Here is a 17201-nt window from a genome sequence, read left to right on the forward strand (position 1 = left end):
CGACTCCACTAGGTTTAGGCCATGTTGGATACGAACGTCAAAATTCGCGATCAGCGCAAAATCATCGACCGCCGCGCCATGCAGGAGGCGATGAGCCGCGCCGCCGCCGGAATCACCGATGAAAGCGAAATGCGAATGGCATGGCTGTCGGTCTTGAAACCGGCGCTGGCCCAAGGGCGCGAAGAAATCCGCAGCCGCTTCTTCGAAGACCATGACGGCGCAACCTGCGTGCGCGCCTATTGTTTTCTGATCGATCAGATGCTGCGCGTCCTCTACGACGCGGTGGTGCAACATCTGTATCCCGCGCCGAACCCGACCGATGCCGAAAAGATCGCCATCGTCGCCGTCGGCGGTTACGGGCGCGGGGAACTGGCGCCGCAATCCGATATCGACCTTCTGTTCCTGCATCATCGCAAACCCGCCGCCCGCGTCGATCAGATCGTGGAAACGATCCTGTACATGCTGTGGGATATCGGGTTGAAGGTCGGGCATTCGACACGGTCCGTGGACGAATGCCTGCGTCAGGCGAAGGCCGATTGGACCATCTGCACCGCGCTGTTGGAAACCCGCTTCATTTGGGGCGAGAAGTCCCTGTTCAGCGATCTGCGCATCCGCTTCCGCAAGCATATCGTGGAAGGCCGGGAAATGGACTTCCTGGAAGCGAAGATGAGCGAACGGAACGAGCGGCACGAGCGCATGGGCGACAGCCGCTATGTGCTGGAACCGAATATCAAGGACGGCAAGGGCGGCCTGCGCGATCTGCATACGCTCTATTGGACATCGAAATTCATCTACAATGTCGAGGACATCGCGCAACTGACCGGCGAAGGCGTGCTGACCCAGCGGGAAGTGGACCTGTTCACCAAGGCGCAATCCTTCCTGTGGGCCGTGCGCTGCCACCTGCATTATCTGGTTGGGCGCGCCGAAGAGCGCCTGACCTTCGACGTGCAGCCGGAACTGGCCAGCCGCATGGCCTATACCGATCGTCCGAGCAGCAGCGGCGTCGAACGCTTCATGCGCCACTATTTCCTGGTGGCGAAGGATGTCGGGGACCTGACCCGAATCTTCCTGGCCGCGTTCGAGGCCGCGCAGAAACGGACCGGCCTGTCGCGTCTGACCAATAAGGTTTTCCGGAAGGAAATCGACGGGTTCCAGATGGACGGTCAGCGCCTGACGGTGGAGGACAGGAAGCGGTTCCGCAACGAACCGCTGGACATGCTGCGCCTGTTTCGGACGGCGAACCGCAACGGCCTTGAAATTCACCCGGACGCCTTGACGGCCTTGTCCCGGTCCTTGTCTAAAATCTCCCCCGCGATCCGGAACGACCCGGAAGCGAACCGGATTTTCATGGATATCCTGTGTGCCGAACAGGACCCCGACAAAACCCTGCGCCAGATGAACGAATGTGGGTTGCTGGGCAAGTTCGTGCCGGATTTCGGGCGCGTCGTGGCGCAGATGCAATACGACATGTATCATGTCTACACGACGGACGAGCATACGATCCGCGCCATCGGCATCCTGAACCGGATCGAACGCGGACTGCTGAACGACGATCACCCGGTCGCCGCGAAGGTGATGCAGCAAATCCAGTCCCGAAACGTCCTCTATGTCGCGGTGCTGCTGCACGATATCGCCAAGGGACGCGGCGGGGACCATTCCGAATTGGGGGCGAAGGTCGCCCGCACGCTGTGCCCGCGGTTCGGCATGTCGGAGGCGGAGACCGAGACTGTCGCCTGGCTGGTCCTGCATCACCTGTCCATGTCCAAGACCGCGACCAAGCGAGACCTGGAAGACCCGAAGACGCTGAAGGATTTCGTCGATCTGGTGCAGTCGCCGGAACGCCTGCGCCTGCTTTTGTGCCTGACCGTCGTCGATATCAAGGCCGTGGGGCCGAATGTCTGGAATAATTGGAAGGCGACCCTGCTGCGCGAATTGCATGCCCGCGCCGAGGAAGTCATGTCCGGCGTTTCCGCGTCCGAAGGGCGCGGCCAACGGGCCGCCGCCGCAAAGGCGCGCCTCGCCAAGCGGCTGGAGGAAGCGGGCTGGTCCGAAGACGACATTACCCGGCACCTGGACCGCGCGGGCAAGGGGTATTACCTGTCGCTGGACATCGACACGCTGGTCCATCACGCCTGGATCATCCGGTCGGCACAGTCGGATCGCGACGACCTGACCCTGGAAACCCGTGTCGATGCCGGTAAGTCGGTGACGGAACTGTCGGTCTATTGCACCGATCATCCGGGGTTGATCGCGCGCCTGTCCGGGGCCATTGCGCTGGCCGGGGCGAATGTCGTCGATGCGAAGATTTCGACCCTGAAGGACGGGATGGCGTTGGATACGTTCCTGCTGCAGGACGAAGACGGCGGTGCGTTTTCCCGCCCCAACCAACTGGCCCGGCTGTCCGCCATGATCCGACAATCGCTGTCGGGTGAAATCAAACCGATGGAGGAACTGGCGAAGCGGGCGAAGACGGCGCTGCCGTCGCGCACCAATGTCTTCACCGTGCCGCCGCGCGTCCTGATCGATAACAAGGCGTCCACCAACTACACGGTGATCGAGGTCAACGGCCGCGATCGTCCGGGCCTGCTGTATCGCCTGACCGCCGCCTTGACCGAACACCGCCTGCAGATCGCCATTGCAAAGATTTCGACCTATGGCGAACAGGTGGTCGACGTGTTCTATGTGAAGGACACGTTCGGCATGAAGATCGACCATGCCGGCAAGCTGGAACAGGTCCGGGAGGCCTTGCGCCTCGCCCTGATCGAAGGCGAGAGACAGACTGCCCCGCCATCGACGGCGCTGGCCAAGAAGACCGCCGCGAAATCCCGCGCGAAACGAGTTGAATCTCGCGGGACAGAAGCGGCGGAATAAGGGCGCCCTATTCCACCACGGCCAGCAAATCCTTCGCGTCGACCTGGGTGCCCGCCTTCACCGGCAGGCGTTTGACCGTGCCAGCCTTCGGGGCGGCGATGGTGGTTTCCATCTTCATCGCCTCCAGCGTCATCAGGACGTCGCCCGCCTGAACCGCCTGCCCGTCCTGGACCGCGATGGTCGACACCATGCCCGGCATCGGCGCAGGCACATGATCGGCATTGCCGGGATCGGCCTTTTCGTTCGCCGGTGCGGACGGGGCGACGGCCTTGTCCGCGACGCGGATGACGCGCGGCTGGCCGTTCAGGTCGAAAAAGACTTCCCGTTCGCCTTTCTCATCCGCCTCGCCGACCGTCATCATGCGGATCGCCAGGGTCTTGCCCCGGTCGATATCCACCGCGATCTCCTCCCCCGGTTTCATACCGTAAAAGAAGACCGGCGTCGGCAAGACGTCCAGCCGCCCGTAATCGCGCCGAAAGGCCGCGAAATCCGAAAAGACCTTCGGATACATGATGTGGGAGGCCAATTCGAAATCGCCGACATGGCGCTGCGCCGCCTTTTGCGCCTTCGCCCGTTCTTCGGCGAAATCGACCGGCGCCAGATGCTTTCCGGGCCGATCGAGGATCGGGGCCTCTCCCTTCAACGCCTTCTTCTGGATATCCGCGGGCCAACCGCCCGGCGGCTGCCCCAGATCGCCGCGCAGCATGGCGACGACCGAATCCGGGAAGGCGATATCCGTATTCGGGTCCGACACGGCCTCCGGCGTAATCCCGCTGGACACCATGTAGAGCGCCATATCGCCGACGACTTTCGACGACGGCGTCACCTTGACGATATCGCCGAACAGTTTGTTCACCTCCGCATACATGCGGGCGACTTCGTGCCAGCGTTCGGCCAGTCCCAACGCGCGGGCCTGTTCCTTCAGGTTGGTGAACTGCCCGCCCGGCATTTCGTGCAGATAGACCTCCGACGCCCCGGCGCGCAGATCCGGTTCGAAGGCCGTATAGTGAACGCGCACCGCCTCCCAATAATCCGAGAAACTGCGGATCGTCGCCGGGTCCAGACCGGTGGGGCGATCGCCGTCGTTCAGGGCGGTGACGATGGAACCCAGATTAGGCTGCGACGTCAGGCCGGAGAAACTGTCCATCGCCGCATCGACCGCATCCGCCCCGGCCTCGCAGGCCGCCAACACGGTGGCCGCCGCGATGCCCGACGTGTCGTGGGTGTGGTAATGGATCGGCAGGCCGGTTTCGTCCTTCAACGCCTTCACCAGGACCCGGATTTGCGCCGGGCGGCACAGGCCCGCCATGTCCTTGATGCCCAGGATATGGGCGCCGTGGGATTTCAGTTCCCGGCCCAATGCGACGTAATAGTCCAAATCGTATTTCGGTCGGTCCTTGTCGAACAGATCGCCGGTATAGCAGATCGCCGCCTCGCAAAGGCGGTCGGTCTTCAAGACCGCGTCCATCGCGACCTTCATATTGTCGGCCCAGTTCAAACTGTCGAAGACTCGGAAGACATCCATTCCCGCATCCGCCGCCTTTTCCACGAAATACTGGACGGCATTGTCCGGATAGTTCGTATAGCCGACGGCGTTGGACGCCCGCAGCAACATCTGCAACAGGATGTTCGGCACCTTTTCCCGCAGGTCGATCAGACGGTCCCACGGGTCTTCCTTCAGGAACCGCATGGCGACGTCGAAGGTCGCGCCACCCCAGCATTCCAGGGAGAACAATTGCGGCAGGCGCTGGGAATAGGCTTCCGCCACCGTCACCATGTCGTGGGTGCGCATGCGCGTCGCCAGCAGCGACTGATGCCCGTCGCGCATGGTCGTATCCGTGATCAGGACACGCTTCTGCGCCAGCATCCAGTCACGGAAGCCTTCCGGCCCCTTTTCGTCCAGGATCTGCTTCGTCCCCGGCTCCGGGTCGGCATGCAGCGTCATCGGGACGACCGGCTTATGCGCATGGGCAGGCGGTTTCGGTCGGCCCGCGACTTCCGGGTTCCCGTTGACCGTCACGTCGGCGATGAAGCGCAACAGCCGCGTCGCCCGGTCCCGCCGCTTCGGGAAATGAAACAGGGAGGGCGTCGTGTCGATGAAACGGGTGGTGATATCGCCCGTGACGAAGTCCGGATTGTTGATGACATTTTCCAAGAAGGCCAGATTCGTCGCCACGCCGCGGATGCGGAATTCCTTCAACGCCCGGTCCATGCGGCGCACGGCTTCTTCCGGTGTCGCGGCGCGGGCCGTCACCTTTTCCAGCAAACTGTCGTAATAGCGGGTGATCACCGCCCCGGAATAGGCCGTCCCGCCGTCCAGGCGGATGCCGAACCCGGTCGCGCCGCGATAGGCGGTGATCCGCCCATAGTCGGGGGTGAAGTTGTTTTCCGGGTCTTCCGTCGTCACCCGGCATTGCAGGGCATGGCCGGTCAGGCGGATGTCTTCCTGTTTCGGTACCCCTGTTTCGCCCGGCACGCCGATACGACCGCCTTGCGCGATATGAATCTGCGCCTTCACGATGTCGATGCCGGTCACTTCCTCCGTCACCGTGTGTTCGACCTGAACGCGGGGATTGACCTCGATGAAATAGAAGTCGCCGGTATCGGCATCCATCAGGAATTCAACCGTGCCCGCCCCGACATATCCGGCCTCCCGGCAGAGTTTCAGCGCGGACTCACAAACGGACAGGCGGCGCGTCTCGTTCAGGTAAGGGGCGGGGGCGCGCTCCACCACCTTCTGGTTGCGCCGCTGAACGGAGCAATCGCGTTCGAACAGGTGGACGATATTGCCGTGACTGTCGCCCAATATCTGCACTTCCACATGGCGCGCGCGCTGGACGAGTTTTTCCAGATAGACCTCGCCATTGCCGAAGGCGGCTTCCGCCTCGCGCCGTCCGGCATTGACCTGTTCCGCCAATTTGGAGGCATCCTCGATCACGCGCATGCCGCGCCCACCGCCGCCCCAACTGGCCTTCAGCATGACGGGGTAGCCGATGCCGTCCGCCAGCCTGCGGCATTCGTCCATATCGGTCGGCAAGGGGCCGGTCGCGGGCATGACCGGCACCCCGGCCTTCACCGCCATTTCGCGGGCCGACACCTTGTTGCCCAGGGCGCGCATGACCGACGGCGGCGGGCCGATGAAGGTGATCCCCGCCTTGGCGCAGGCTTCCGCGAAATCGGGGTTTTCGGACAGGAAGCCATAGCCCGGATGGATCAGGGTCGCGCCCGCCTTCTTAGCGGCACGGATGACCTCGTCGATATTCAGATAGGCCTTAACCGGCCCGTTGCCTTCCCCGATGCGATAGCTTTCGTCGGCCTTGAAGCGGTGCAGGGACAGTTTGTCCTCCTCCGCATAGACGGCGACGGTGCCGATGCCGAGTTCGGTCGCCGCGCGCATGACGCGGATGGCGATTTCGCTTCGGTTCGCGACCAACAGTTTCGTTTGTGACATCCCTGACCCCCAGACCTGATTATTTTTGGTGCCGTATTCCGGCTTTCTTTTTGACGGCTTACTGTAATACCGGGGACAGTTTTTTTCGCAACTGCGAAATAACGATGGAATCGATAAGGGGGCCGTATGGCCCCCTTCCGAAAAATTCAGGTCTTTGGATAAGGCCGGTCAGAAATTGACCAGATCCCCACCCTTGAGGCCCAGGCGCTTGCGTGCCTCTTCCGGGGTTGCGACGGCCAGCGACAAATCCTCCACGATCCGCCGGATCTTCGCGACCTGGTCGGCATTGCTTTTCGCCAATTCGCCCTTGCCGATATACAGGCTGTCCTCCAGCCCGACGCGCACATTGCCGCCCATGACCGCCGCCTGGGTGACGAAGGGCATCTGATGACGGCCGGCCGCCAGAACCGACCATTCGTAATCGTCGCCGAACAGCTTGTTGGCGATGCGGCGCATATGCATCAGGTTTTCCTCATCCGCCCCGATGCCGCCCATGATGCCGAAAATCGTCTGCACCAGGAAGGGCGGCTTCACCAAGCCGCGATCCGCGAAATGCGCCAGATTGTAGAGATGCCCGACGTCATAGCATTCGAATTCGAACTTGATTCCATGCCCTTCGCCCAGCTCCAGCATGGTGCGTTCGATATCGCCGAAGGTGTTCTTGAAAATAAATTCTTTCGTGTTTTCCAGATAGGCGGGTTCCCAATCGTGTTTCCACGTCTTGTACTTATCCAACAGCGGATACAGCGCGAAATTGAACGACCCCATATTCAGCGAGGTCATTTCCGGGCTGGCGGCGATGGCGGCGGCCAATCGTTCCTCCAGCGTCATGCCCAGACCGCCGCCGGTCGTGATGTTCACCACCGCATCCGTCTGCTGCTTGATGCGGGGCAGGAATTCCATGAAGACCTTCGGGTCCGGGGTCGGTCGACCGTCCTTCGGATCGCGCGCATGCAAATGCAAAATCGACGCCCCGGCCTCTGCCGCCGCGACGGCTTCGTCGGCGATTTCCTGAGGCGTGATGGGCAGGTAATCCGACATTGTCGGCGTGTGAATGCCCCCGGTGACGGCGCAGGTAATGATGACGCTTTTAACCATATTTGACGTTCCTTCCCAAATGCGCGACGTTTTAGTTCAAATCAGCCGACCATGCTTCGCCTACGCTGTCCACTCCACGGTGCGTGTTTCGTGCTCCGAAATCGAACATGACTTCCGAAGCAAAAAGCCGCAAACTGGACAAAACGACGGTCGCTAGGCCGAAGAAACTTTTGCAACAGGGTATCAAACGTTAGGGGAGACCTTTCGAAATGTCGAAGTTGGGATGTAAAACCCGTAATCTGGTAATGGGCTGCGCGTTGGCACTGGCCACCGGCGGTTCCGCCATGGCCGCCGATCTGGGCGCGACGGACGAACCGATCAAACTCGCGATCAACGAATGGACCGGTCAGCATGTGACCACCCATATCACCGGCATGATCCTGGAAAAGATGGGGTATTCCGTCGAATACGTGACCGCCGGGAACTATCCGCAACATACCGCCGTTGCCGACGGCACGATCCACGCCACGATGGAAGTCTGGCTGAACAATGCCGGCGAGATCTATCCGAAGATGATCGAAAGCGGCAAGGAAGTCGAAATCGGTCCGCTGGGCCTGGATACCGGCGAAGGCTGGATGTATCCGAAACACGTCGCGGAACTCTGCCCGGGCCTGCCCGACTGGGAAGCGCTGAAAGATTGCGCCGAAGCCTTCGCCACGCCGGAAACCTTCCCGAACGGCCGTATCCTGTCCTATCCGGCGGATTGGGGTAACCGGTCCGAACAGATGATCAAAGGTCTGGATATTCCGTTCACCGCCGTCCCGGCCGGTTCCGAAGGTGCCCTGGTTGCGGAGCTGAAAGCCGCCGCCGCCGCCAAAAAGCCGCTGGTCATGATGTTCTGGGCGCCGCATTGGGTGCTGGCCGAAGTCGATATCGACTGGGTCAAGCTCCCGGCCTATGACCCGGCTTGCGAAACCGATCCGTCCTGGGGGGTGAACCCGAACGAAGTGATGGATTGCGGTTTGGCCCCGCCGGATACGGTCAAGGTCGCGTGGTCCGGTTTCAAGGACAAGTGGCCGGCGGCCTATGCCTTCATGGAAAAATTCCAGATGAGTTCCACCGAACAGCAGAAAATGATGCTGGCGATCGACCAGAAGGGTGAGAAGCTGGAAGACGTCGTCGGTGCCTGGGTCGATGCGAATGAAGCGACCTGGAAGCCCTGGATGGACGCCGCGGTCAACTAAACCGCCCCGCCTATCGATATCCGTATCCGGCCGGCGCCGATCAGGCCCGGTCGGATACTTTTGTTTCTTTTGTTACTTTCTTATCGGGGGAATCCGAGATGACGGACCGTTCCCAGGCTGAGGCCGATTTTTCCGACGTGCCGGTTACCGAACGACCGGTCAAACTGTCCTGTCGCAATATCTGGAAGGTCTATGGGACCGATCCGGGGAAGTTTTTCGAAACCGCGCAATACGGTCGGAACGGCGCGGTGCCGAATCCCGACGCGCATGTCGATAAAATCCGCGCACAGGAGCATATCGTAGCGGCGGGGGACGTGAGTTTCGATGTCCATGCCGGGGAAATCTTCATCATCATGGGGCTCAGCGGCTCCGGCAAATCGACCATGGTACGCTGTCTGTCACGTCTGGTGGAACCGACGGCGGGCGAAGTCCTGCTGGACGGCGAGAACCTGCTGGCCGCCAGCGAGACGGACCTGATCGACATCCGCCGCCACCGCATGGGGATGGTGTTCCAGAATTTCGGCCTGATGCCGCACCTGACCGTCCTGGAAAACGTCGCCTTCCCCTTGAAGGTGCAAGGCGTCGGCAAAGTGGAACGCGAAAAACGCGCGCAGGAAATGATCGAACTGGTCGGATTGGAAGGCCGCGAAATGTCCTTCCCCCGGCAACTGTCCGGCGGTCAGCAACAGCGTGTGGGCATCGCCCGGTCCCTATGCGTCGGCCCGGAACTGTGGTTCCTGGACGAACCGTTCAGTGCCCTGGACCCGCTGATCCGGCGGCAGATGCAGGACGAATTCGTGCGCTTGCAGACCATGCTGCATAAAACCATTGTCTTCATCACCCATGATTTCCTGGAAGCCCTGAAACTGGGCGACCGTATCTGCATCATGAAGGACGGCCGTGTGGTGCAGATCGGCACCCCGTCCGAATTGGTGTTGAACCCCGCCGACGATTACGTCGCCGAATTCACCGAAGACGTGCCGCTGGTCCGGGTAATTCGCGTCCGCGACGTGCTCGACCCGGCAACGGACGGATTGCCGCCGGATGCGGCAACGGTATCCCCTGACCAATGCCTGGAAGAAATCCTGCCCGCCTTCGCCGGATCGGACACCGGTCTGGCCGTCGTCAACAAGGACGGGAAACTGATCGGTAAGGTCACGGCGGCCGGTGTCGTGAAGGCCCTGGCCCATGGGGAGCGCGACGGTCGACAGGCCGTCGCCGCCGGTTAAGCGGGGCGGCGGGACATGCGGATCGCCCCAACCCTGCGCCCCTGGATCGCCTTCGGCCTGTTCGCGGCGCTGTGTTACGCGCTGCGCGATCAGGCCGGTTGGATCGTCAAATATCCGACCCCCTGGGTCATTCCGCTGGAAGCCTGGCTCAATGTCGCGATGGATTGGTTCGTCGCGCATTTCCAGACCATTTTCCGGGGAATCTCCTGGGCCATGGAATGGCCGATGACCGGGATTCAAGCTACCCTGCACTGGCTGCCCTGGCCTGTGACCATCGCGATCTTCACCGCGATCGCGCATCGGGCAGGCGGTTGGAAGCTGGCGGCGTTCACGCTGGGGTCCCTGCTGTACATGCTGATCACCGGCTATTGGTTCGAAAGCATGAACACGCTGGCCCTGGTCGGCGTGTCGGTGCCGCTATCCGTCGCCATCGGCTTCGGGCTGGGCATCCTGTCCTTCCGGTCCAACTGGGCTTGGCGGATCGTCGATCCGATGCTGGACCTGATGCAAACGGTCCCGGCCTTCGCCTATCTGATCCCGATCCTGCTGCTGTTCGGTTTCGGGCCGGTCGTCGGCCTGATTGCCAGCGCGATCTATGCCGCGCCGCCAATGGTCCGCAACACCATGCTGGGCTTGCAGCGCGTGCCGTCCGACATCCGCGAATCCGGATTGATGAGCGGTTGCACCCCGCGTCAGTCCTTTTGGTGGGTCGAGGTGCCGACGGCCCTGCCGCAGATCCTGGTCGGCGTCAATCAGACGACCATGGCGGCCCTGTCCATGGTTATTATCGCGGCGATTATCGGCGGGTTCGGCGATATCGGTTGGGAAGTTCTGTCCACCATGCGCAAGGCCCAGTTCGGGCAGAGCCTGCTGGCCGGGATCGTCATCGCCATCATGGCCATGATCATGGACCGCGTCACCCGCGGCCTGACCGATCGCGAACGGAACCTCGCAGAATCGCATACCGACAGTTCCTTCCAGCGCCATCGCCACCTGATCGTGGGCGGCGGCGCGGCGGTCGCTTTCCTGGTCCTGGCGCATGTCGTCGCCCCGTTGAAAAGCTATCCCGAAAGCTGGATCGTCCATAACGCGGTCGCCGATTGGCTGAACCACGGAATCGACTGGTTCGTCGCGAATTACTCCGCCGTCACCGACGGGTTGAAGAACAGCGCCAATTTCTTCGTCCTGCTGCCGCTGCGCATCGGGCTGTTGAAGGCCGTCTATCCGAAATTCTGGGGTTTCGCGATGACGCCGGAAATCGCCGCCGCCTATTGGATCGGCATGGTCGCCTTGGCGGCGTGGTGCTTCTGGCGCGGGCGTCAGGTCCTGGGGATCATCATCGCCATCGCCGCCCCGACCCTGTTCTGGGGCCTGGAAGGCATGCCCTGGCCGGTCTTCATTGGGCTGGTCGGTCTCGTCGCCTATCTGGCGGGCGGGTTGCTGACCACGGTTTTCGTCGTCGCCAGCTTCGGTTTCATGCTCGTCAACGGGCTGTGGGCGGAAACCATGCGGTCCGTCTATCTGTGCGGCGCCGCCGTCCTGCTGTGTTTCCTGATCGGCGGGGCGCTGGGCGTCTGGGCGGCGGGGAACGATCGGGTTTCGGCGGCAATGCGGCCGATCAACGACACGCTGCAAACCATGCCGCAATTCGTGATCCTGATCCCGGTCCTGATGTTCTTCGCGGTTGGGGAGTTTTCCGCCCTGCTGGCCGTTATCATCTATGCCATCGTGCCGCCCATCCGCTATGTTGAACACGGGCTGCGCAATGTCCGTCCCGATGTGGTGGAGGCCGCGAAACAGATCGGCTGTACAGACCGTCAAATCCTGTTCGACGTGAAGCTGCCGCTGGCCCTGCCGGTCATCATGCTGGGCCTGAACCAGACGATCATGTATGGGCTGGCCATGCTGGTCATCGCCGCGCTGGTCGGAACGAAGGGCCTGGGACAGGCGGTTTATCTGGCGCTGGGCAAGGCGAATGCCGGCATGGGCCTGGTCGCCGGTCTGTCCATCGCCCTGGTGGCGATGAGTGCGGACAGAATTCTCCAGGCCTGGAGCCGCCGCAAGCGCAAGGCCCTGGGTCTGTAGCGCCGGAACGTTCGAATTTTGTTTCATCCTCCTGAACCCTCCTGACAGAATGCTGTCAGGAGGGTTGTGCGATAACGCGTGCATCGCCAACAGCGTCCCGGTGCAGAACCGGGACGGATATCGAGGAAGAAAAGATGAGCCACGCCCCCACGAACTTCACCGTCTGGACCGAAATCCCGGTTACGGACCTGGACGCATCCATCCGTTTCTACAACGCCGTATTCGACATCGACCTTACGATCGACACTACCGGCCCCAACCCAATGGCCATGTTCCCGACCAAGGACGGCAAGGGCGTCGCGGGCCATCTGTATCCCGGCACCCCCGCCAATGACGGCACCGGACCGACCGTCCACATGATGTGCCCCGTTTCCGTCGAGGAAGGTATCGAACGCGTGAAGAAGGCGGGCGGCAAGTCCCTGTCGCCGGTCATCGACATTCCGGTCGGCCGCTTCGCCTATTGCCTCGACCCCGATGGGAACTCCATCGGCCTGTTCACCTATATGGGTTGATCGCGATGCGTAGAGCCGACCGCCTGTTCCAGATCGTGCAGTTCCTGCGGGGCGGTCGGCTCGTCACCGCGAGGATGCTGGCGGAGAAATTGGAAGTCTCCGAACGCACGATCTATCGCGACATCGCCGACCTGCAATCGACCGGCGTCCCCATCGAAGGGGAGGCCGGTGTCGGCTATGTCCTGCGCGCCGGGTTCGACCTGCCGCCACTGATGTTCAACCGCGATGAAATCGTGGCCCTGACGGCGGGTGCGCGCCTGATCCGGGCCTGGGGCGGCGCGGCGATGGCGAAGGCGGCGGAAGAAGCGCTGATCAAGATCGACGCCGTCCTGCCGGAGGCCCGCAAGGCGGGCGCATCGGAAGTTGAAATCCATGCCATGGCGCTGGAAATGACGCCGGCGGTCCGCACCCGCATCGATGAGCTGGAACGCGCCGTCGATGCACGGCTGCGCCTCGACCTGACCTATCGCGATGCGGAAGACCGGGATACGCGGCGCGTCGTCCGGCCGCTAGGGCTTTGGTTCTGGGGCAAGGTCTGGACCCTGATCGCGTGGTGCGAACTGCGCGACGATTTCCGCATGTTCCGCCTGGACCGGATCGTCGGCATAGCGAATACGGGCACCGCCTACCGCCCCGAAAAGGGCCGGACGCTGGCGGATTTCTATCGCCTATTGGAAATGCAGGGGCATGCGCATGGCCTGTAGGCGGCCCTTCCGATCGGAAAGGCCGCCCCAAATGCCTTAACCGGTGACCAGCCCCAGGGTCTCCCGGACATCCTTCAGAACCGGCGCGGACAAGGCGCGGGCCCGTTCGCCCCCCTTGACCAGCAAGCGATCGATTTCCGCACGGTCTTCCAACAGACGGTTCATTTCCGTCGTGATGGGCGACAGATGCGCGACTGCCGCATCGGCCAGCTTCTGCTTGAACGCACCGAATTGGCTGCCGCCGATATCGGCCAGCGCCTGATCCACAGTCGTGCCGGTCAGCGCGGCATAAATAGTGACAAGGTTCTGGGCTTCCGGCCGGCCTTCGAAGCCCGCCTTTTCCGTCGGCAGGTTTTCCGGATCGGTCTTCGCCTTCTTGATCTTCTTCGCGATCGTATCCGCGTCGTCGGTCAGGTTGATGCGGGACATGTCGGACGGATCGGATTTCGACATTTTCGCCGTTCCGTCGCGCAGCGACATGACGCGCGTCGCCTCACCCAGGATCTGCGGTTCAACGACCGGGAAGAAATCCTCGACCTTCCAGTCGTTGTTGAATTTGATCGCGATGTCGCGCGCCAGTTCCAGGTGCTGCTTCTGATCCTCGCCGACCGGCACATGGGTCGCGCGATAGGCCAGGATGTCGGCGGCCATCAGATTCGGATAGACGAACAGACCGGTCGATGCGTTTTCCCGGTTCTTGCCCGCCTTCTCCTTGAACTGGGTCATGCGGTTCAGCCACCCCATCCGCGCGACGCAGTTGAAGTACCAGGCGAGCTCCGTATGGTCCGGGTTCTGCGACTGGTTGAACAGCACGTTCTTCTGCGGATCGATGCCGCAGGCGATCAGCGCCGCCGCCACCTGACGGGTCGCCTCGCGCAGGGCGGACGGCTCCGGGCCGACGGTCAGGGCGTGTTGATCGACGACGCAGTAAATGCATTCGAATTCGTGCTGCAGCGTCACCCAATTGCGGATGGCGCCCAGATAGTTGCCGAGCGTCAGATTGCCCGTCGGCTGAATGCCGGAAAAAATACGGTGCAGATGCCGCGTCTTATAGGTGCCCTGTTGAGAGATACCCTGTTGAGAGGCTGCGGTTTCGCCGGTGTCGGTCATGGGATGTGGACTCCCCGAACGGGTTGATGGAACAAACGGCACCGCTTATCCCGCCTGGATCGGGAACGGTCAAGCAGGCAGAAGGCCGTGATAGATGGATCAAGACGCCTTGCGACGCCGGGTCAGGGCTCGCTTGACCTCACGCAGGTCGGCGCCGCCGGTGATCTGGGCCAGAACGAAATACAGCGCCCCACCCGCGGCAACCAGAACCGCAAGATAGCCCGCGCGCAGCAGGAAGGGTTGATCGACCATGCCGGGCGCCAGCATGGTCCCGCCATAGAGAAGCCCCCCCATAACCACCGCCGACAGGACCAGGCGCGGTACCCGGCGTCGGAACCGGGCGTCCAGCGGCAGGTGCCCCCGCCGGGACAGGATCCAGCCCATCAGCACGGCATTCCCCCACCCCGCCAGCGACGCGGCCAAGGCGATCCCAGCCGCGCCCAATACCCGCATCAGCGCGAAGGCGAGTGCAAGGTTCGCCGCCATGGAGGCGATGGCGATCAAAAGCGGCGTCCGCGTATCCCGCCTGGCGAAGAAGGCGGGGCTTAAAATTTTCACCAGCACGACCGGCGGCAGGCCCGCCGCCATCGCCGCCAGGACATAGGCGGTGGACGCGCTGTCCCCGATTCCGAATTCGCCGCGCCGGAACAGGACGTCGACCACCGGAAAGGGCATGGCGATCAGGGCCGCCGCGGCGGGCAGGGTGAACAGCAAGCCGATTTCCAACGACCGGTTCAGGCTTTCGCGGGCCGCCGCATCCTCCCCCGCGCTCAATTGCCGGGACAGGAGCGGCAGCAAGGCGACGGACACCGCCACCCCGATCACGCCCAGCGGCAATTGCGCGACCCGGTCCGCGTAATAGAGATGCGCGATCGCCCCGGTCGGCAGCAGGGAGGCGAGGATGGTCGACACAACGGTGTTGATCTGGCTGACCCCGGCACTGATCACCCCAGGCCCCATCAGACGCAGCAGCGATTTCACATCGCGCGACAGGGTTGGACGCGGTAGATGCGGCAGGAGACCCGCCCGATGCGCGTCCCAGGCGATCAGGCCGAACTGCGCGACCCCGCCCGCGAAAACGCCCCAGGCCAGCATCTCGGCGGGCGGCAATTCCGCCAATCCGACCAAATGCAGGCCCATGGCGGCAATCAACACGACGTTCAGCAGCAGCGGGGCGGCAGCCGCCGCCCCGAACCGTCCCGCCGTGTTCAACATGCCGGACAGCAGCGCCGACAGCGCCATGAAGGTCAGATAGGGAAAGGTGATGGTGCTGAGCGTCACCGCCAGTGCGAAAACGCCATCCGTTCCGTCGGCCTTGAAACCGGGTGCCAGGGCCAGGATGACGAAGGGCATGAAGGCCATCGCCAGAACCGTCAGCAACAGCATGAAGAGGACGAGGAGAACCGCGGCCTCCCCCCCGAAGCGAACGGCGCTTTCCTTGCCTTCGGTTTCCAGACGTTTGGCGTAGAGCGGCACCAGGGCGGCGTTCAACGCCCCTTCGGCGAACAGGCGGCGGAACAGATTGGGCAGTCGAAAGGCGACGACAAACGCCTCCGCCGCCGGGCCCGCCCCCAGCACGCCCGCCATCAGCGCGTCCCGAACGAAGCCGAGAACCCGGCTCATCATCGTCCAACCGCCGACCGTCGCGATCGATTTCACCAGCGCCATACCGCTACCCGAAGCTATCAAGGTGTCCTGTCAGCAGATTTAGCCGGATTCAGGCGCCCTGACGAGACGGTGCAACGGTATGGCGTGCGATTGTGTCTTTTCCCTGGCGATCAGCTGCCGCTACCCAGGCATCGAGCGAAACTGTCGGCCAAGGCACCGATCAGGTCGCCGTATAATGCCGGGCCCGGTTCCAGCGTTGCGCCGAGCGGGTCCAGAACCGCACGGTTCAGGGACATGCCTTCGGTCACCACATCGACCATCTTCGCCGGGAATTGCGGTTCGGAGAAGACGCAGACCGCCCCGCTGTCACGGATACGGTCCTGCATTTCTGCGATATGGGCGGCGCTGGGGCTCACTTCCGGATTGACCGTCACCGACCCGGCGGCATCCAGACCGTAGCGAGATTCGAAATACTGATACGCGTCGTGAAACACGATGAAGCCGCGTCCGGCCACCGGCGCCAAGGTAGCGGCGATCTGCTCCGACTGGGCCGACAGATCGGCGCGCAGCTTCGCGGCATTCGCCTTGTAGAGGACCGCATTGTCGGGGTCGACCGTCGACAGCGCGTCGGCAACACCGTCGGCAATGGCAATGGCGTTTTCCGGGTCCAGCCAGAGATGGCCGTCTACACCGGAATGATGATGATGGTGTTCCTCGCCTTCCGCCATTTCGTGATCGTGATCCGCGTCATGGTCCGCATGGTCTTCTTCATGCTCGTGTTCATGGTCGTGGTCCGCGTCGTGATCGTGGCCGTCGCCGTCGGCATGATCATGGTCATGCTCATGTTCGTGATCATGGTCATGATCTTCGTCGTAGTTCATCAGACGCATGCCGGGCAGTTCCGCCAATTCCACCGCATGGGACGGATCGACATTTTCCAACGGCTTCACCAAGAAAGTTTCCATCATCGGCCCGACCCAGAACACCATATCGGCATCCTGCACCGCCGCCATCTGAGACGGTTTCAGGGAGAATCCATGCGGCGACGACGCTCCCTCCACGATCAGCGTCGGTTCGCCCACACCCTGCATCACCGACGCGACAAGGGAGTGAATCGGCTTCAATGTCGCCACGACCTTCGGACCCTCGGCATGCGCGGCGCTTGTGATTCCCCCGGCCGCAATGGAGGAGAAGGACAGGATTGCGGCGGCGACGCCGGACCGAAGGCCTAGTTTCATTGGAGTTCACCCTTTGAAATGTTACATCATAACATGAATTGCGTTATGATATAACGTATGGTACGAGCCGGATCAACAGGCTATTTCACTGTTCTCACGAACCATGCCGAC

11 protein-coding genes are annotated in these 17201 nt (G+C 62.3%); 6 read left to right on the forward strand and 5 right to left on the reverse strand.

Annotated features, from left to right (window positions below; all coding sequences use genetic code 11):
• Positions 1 to 21: 21 nt before the first annotated feature.
• Positions 22 to 2871 carry a [protein-PII] uridylyltransferase gene (locus tag HH303_RS10120; RefSeq protein WP_169625224.1) on the forward strand — a complete coding sequence of 950 codons (2850 nt, stop codon included), beginning with the start codon at positions 22 to 24 and terminating at the stop codon, positions 2869 to 2871.
• 7 nt (positions 2872 to 2878) lie between these two features.
• Here the strand turns inward: HH303_RS10120 and HH303_RS10125 are convergent, their stop codons facing one another.
• Positions 2879 to 6322, reverse strand: coding sequence for a pyruvate carboxylase (locus tag HH303_RS10125; RefSeq protein ID WP_169625225.1), 3444 nt, complete (start codon positions 6320 to 6322; stop codon positions 2879 to 2881).
• 168 nt (positions 6323 to 6490) lie between these two features.
• Positions 6491 to 7420, reverse strand: coding sequence for a BKACE family enzyme (locus tag HH303_RS10130; RefSeq protein ID WP_169625226.1), 930 nt, complete (start codon positions 7418 to 7420; stop codon positions 6491 to 6493).
• Positions 7421 to 7629: 209 nt separating this feature from the next.
• Here HH303_RS10130 and HH303_RS10135 point away from each other — a divergent pair, with 209 nt between their 5' ends.
• The 5 genes from HH303_RS10135 to HH303_RS10155 all read left to right on the forward strand — a co-directional run bounded on the left by HH303_RS10135 (position 7630) and on the right by HH303_RS10155 (position 13134).
• Positions 7630 to 8604 (forward strand): ABC transporter substrate-binding protein, encoded by a 975-nt coding sequence (locus tag HH303_RS10135; RefSeq protein ID WP_227421708.1) that lies wholly within the window; start codon positions 7630 to 7632, stop codon positions 8602 to 8604.
• Between the two features lie 98 nt (positions 8605 to 8702).
• Positions 8703 to 9833, forward strand: coding sequence for a quaternary amine ABC transporter ATP-binding protein (locus tag HH303_RS10140; RefSeq protein ID WP_169625227.1), 1131 nt, complete (start codon positions 8703 to 8705; stop codon positions 9831 to 9833).
• A gap of 15 nt (positions 9834 to 9848) precedes the next feature.
• Positions 9849 to 11918, forward strand: coding sequence for an ABC transporter permease (locus HH303_RS10145; protein ID WP_169625228.1), 2070 nt, complete (start codon positions 9849 to 9851; stop codon positions 11916 to 11918).
• Positions 11919 to 12052: 134 nt separating this feature from the next.
• On the forward strand, positions 12053 to 12430 hold the full coding sequence (locus HH303_RS10150; protein ID WP_169625229.1) for a VOC family protein: 378 nt from the start codon (positions 12053 to 12055) through the stop codon (positions 12428 to 12430).
• 5 nt (positions 12431 to 12435) lie between these two features.
• The gene (locus tag HH303_RS10155; RefSeq protein WP_169625230.1) at positions 12436 to 13134 is read left to right on the forward strand and encodes a helix-turn-helix transcriptional regulator; all 699 of its coding nucleotides are present in this window, start codon (positions 12436 to 12438) and stop codon (positions 13132 to 13134) included.
• Between the two features lie 36 nt (positions 13135 to 13170).
• On the opposite strand, the gene trpS is transcribed toward HH303_RS10155, so the two are convergent.
• From trpS to HH303_RS10170, 3 genes are all read right to left on the reverse strand, one after another.
• Positions 13171 to 14172, reverse strand: coding sequence for a tryptophan--tRNA ligase (gene trpS / locus HH303_RS10160; protein ID WP_227421767.1), 1002 nt, complete (start codon positions 14170 to 14172; stop codon positions 13171 to 13173).
• 171 nt (positions 14173 to 14343) lie between these two features.
• Complete coding sequence (gene murJ / locus HH303_RS10165; RefSeq protein WP_169625232.1) at positions 14344 to 15912, reverse strand: murein biosynthesis integral membrane protein MurJ; 1569 nt, start codon at positions 15910 to 15912, stop codon at positions 14344 to 14346.
• A gap of 110 nt (positions 15913 to 16022) precedes the next feature.
• Positions 16023 to 17090 (reverse strand): zinc ABC transporter substrate-binding protein, encoded by a 1068-nt coding sequence (locus HH303_RS10170; RefSeq protein WP_169625233.1) that lies wholly within the window; start codon positions 17088 to 17090, stop codon positions 16023 to 16025.
• Positions 17091 to 17201 lie beyond the last annotated feature (111 nt).

This window comes from Pacificispira spongiicola (assembly GCF_012926505.1).
GTDB classification, from domain to species: Bacteria; Pseudomonadota; Alphaproteobacteria; order UBA8366; family Aestuariispiraceae; genus Pacificispira; species Pacificispira spongiicola.

Excerpts from the sequence above, each read along its gene's own strand:
- HH303_RS10150 (WP_169625229.1), top strand. The coding sequence starts at position 12,053 with ATGAGCCACGCCCCCACGAACTTCACCGTCTGGACCGAAATCCCGGTT.
- HH303_RS10130 (WP_169625226.1), bottom strand. The coding sequence starts at position 7,420 with ATGGTTAAAAGCGTCATCATTACCTGCGCCGTCACCGGGGGCATTCAC.
- HH303_RS10155 (WP_169625230.1), top strand. The coding sequence starts at position 12,436 with ATGCGTAGAGCCGACCGCCTGTTCCAGATCGTGCAGTTCCTGCGGGGC.
- HH303_RS10140 (WP_169625227.1), top strand. The coding sequence starts at position 8,703 with ATGACGGACCGTTCCCAGGCTGAGGCCGATTTTTCCGACGTGCCGGTT.
- HH303_RS10145 (WP_169625228.1), top strand. The coding sequence starts at position 9,849 with ATGCGGATCGCCCCAACCCTGCGCCCCTGGATCGCCTTCGGCCTGTTC.
- HH303_RS10170 (WP_169625233.1), bottom strand. The coding sequence starts at position 17,090 with ATGAAACTAGGCCTTCGGTCCGGCGTCGCCGCCGCAATCCTGTCCTTC.
- murJ (WP_169625232.1), bottom strand. The coding sequence starts at position 15,912 with ATGGCGCTGGTGAAATCGATCGCGACGGTCGGCGGTTGGACGATGATG.
- HH303_RS10125 (WP_169625225.1), bottom strand. The coding sequence starts at position 6,322 with ATGTCACAAACGAAACTGTTGGTCGCGAACCGAAGCGAAATCGCCATC.
- HH303_RS10135 (WP_227421708.1), top strand. The coding sequence starts at position 7,630 with ATGTCGAAGTTGGGATGTAAAACCCGTAATCTGGTAATGGGCTGCGCG.
- HH303_RS10120 (WP_169625224.1), top strand. The coding sequence starts at position 22 with ATGTTGGATACGAACGTCAAAATTCGCGATCAGCGCAAAATCATCGAC.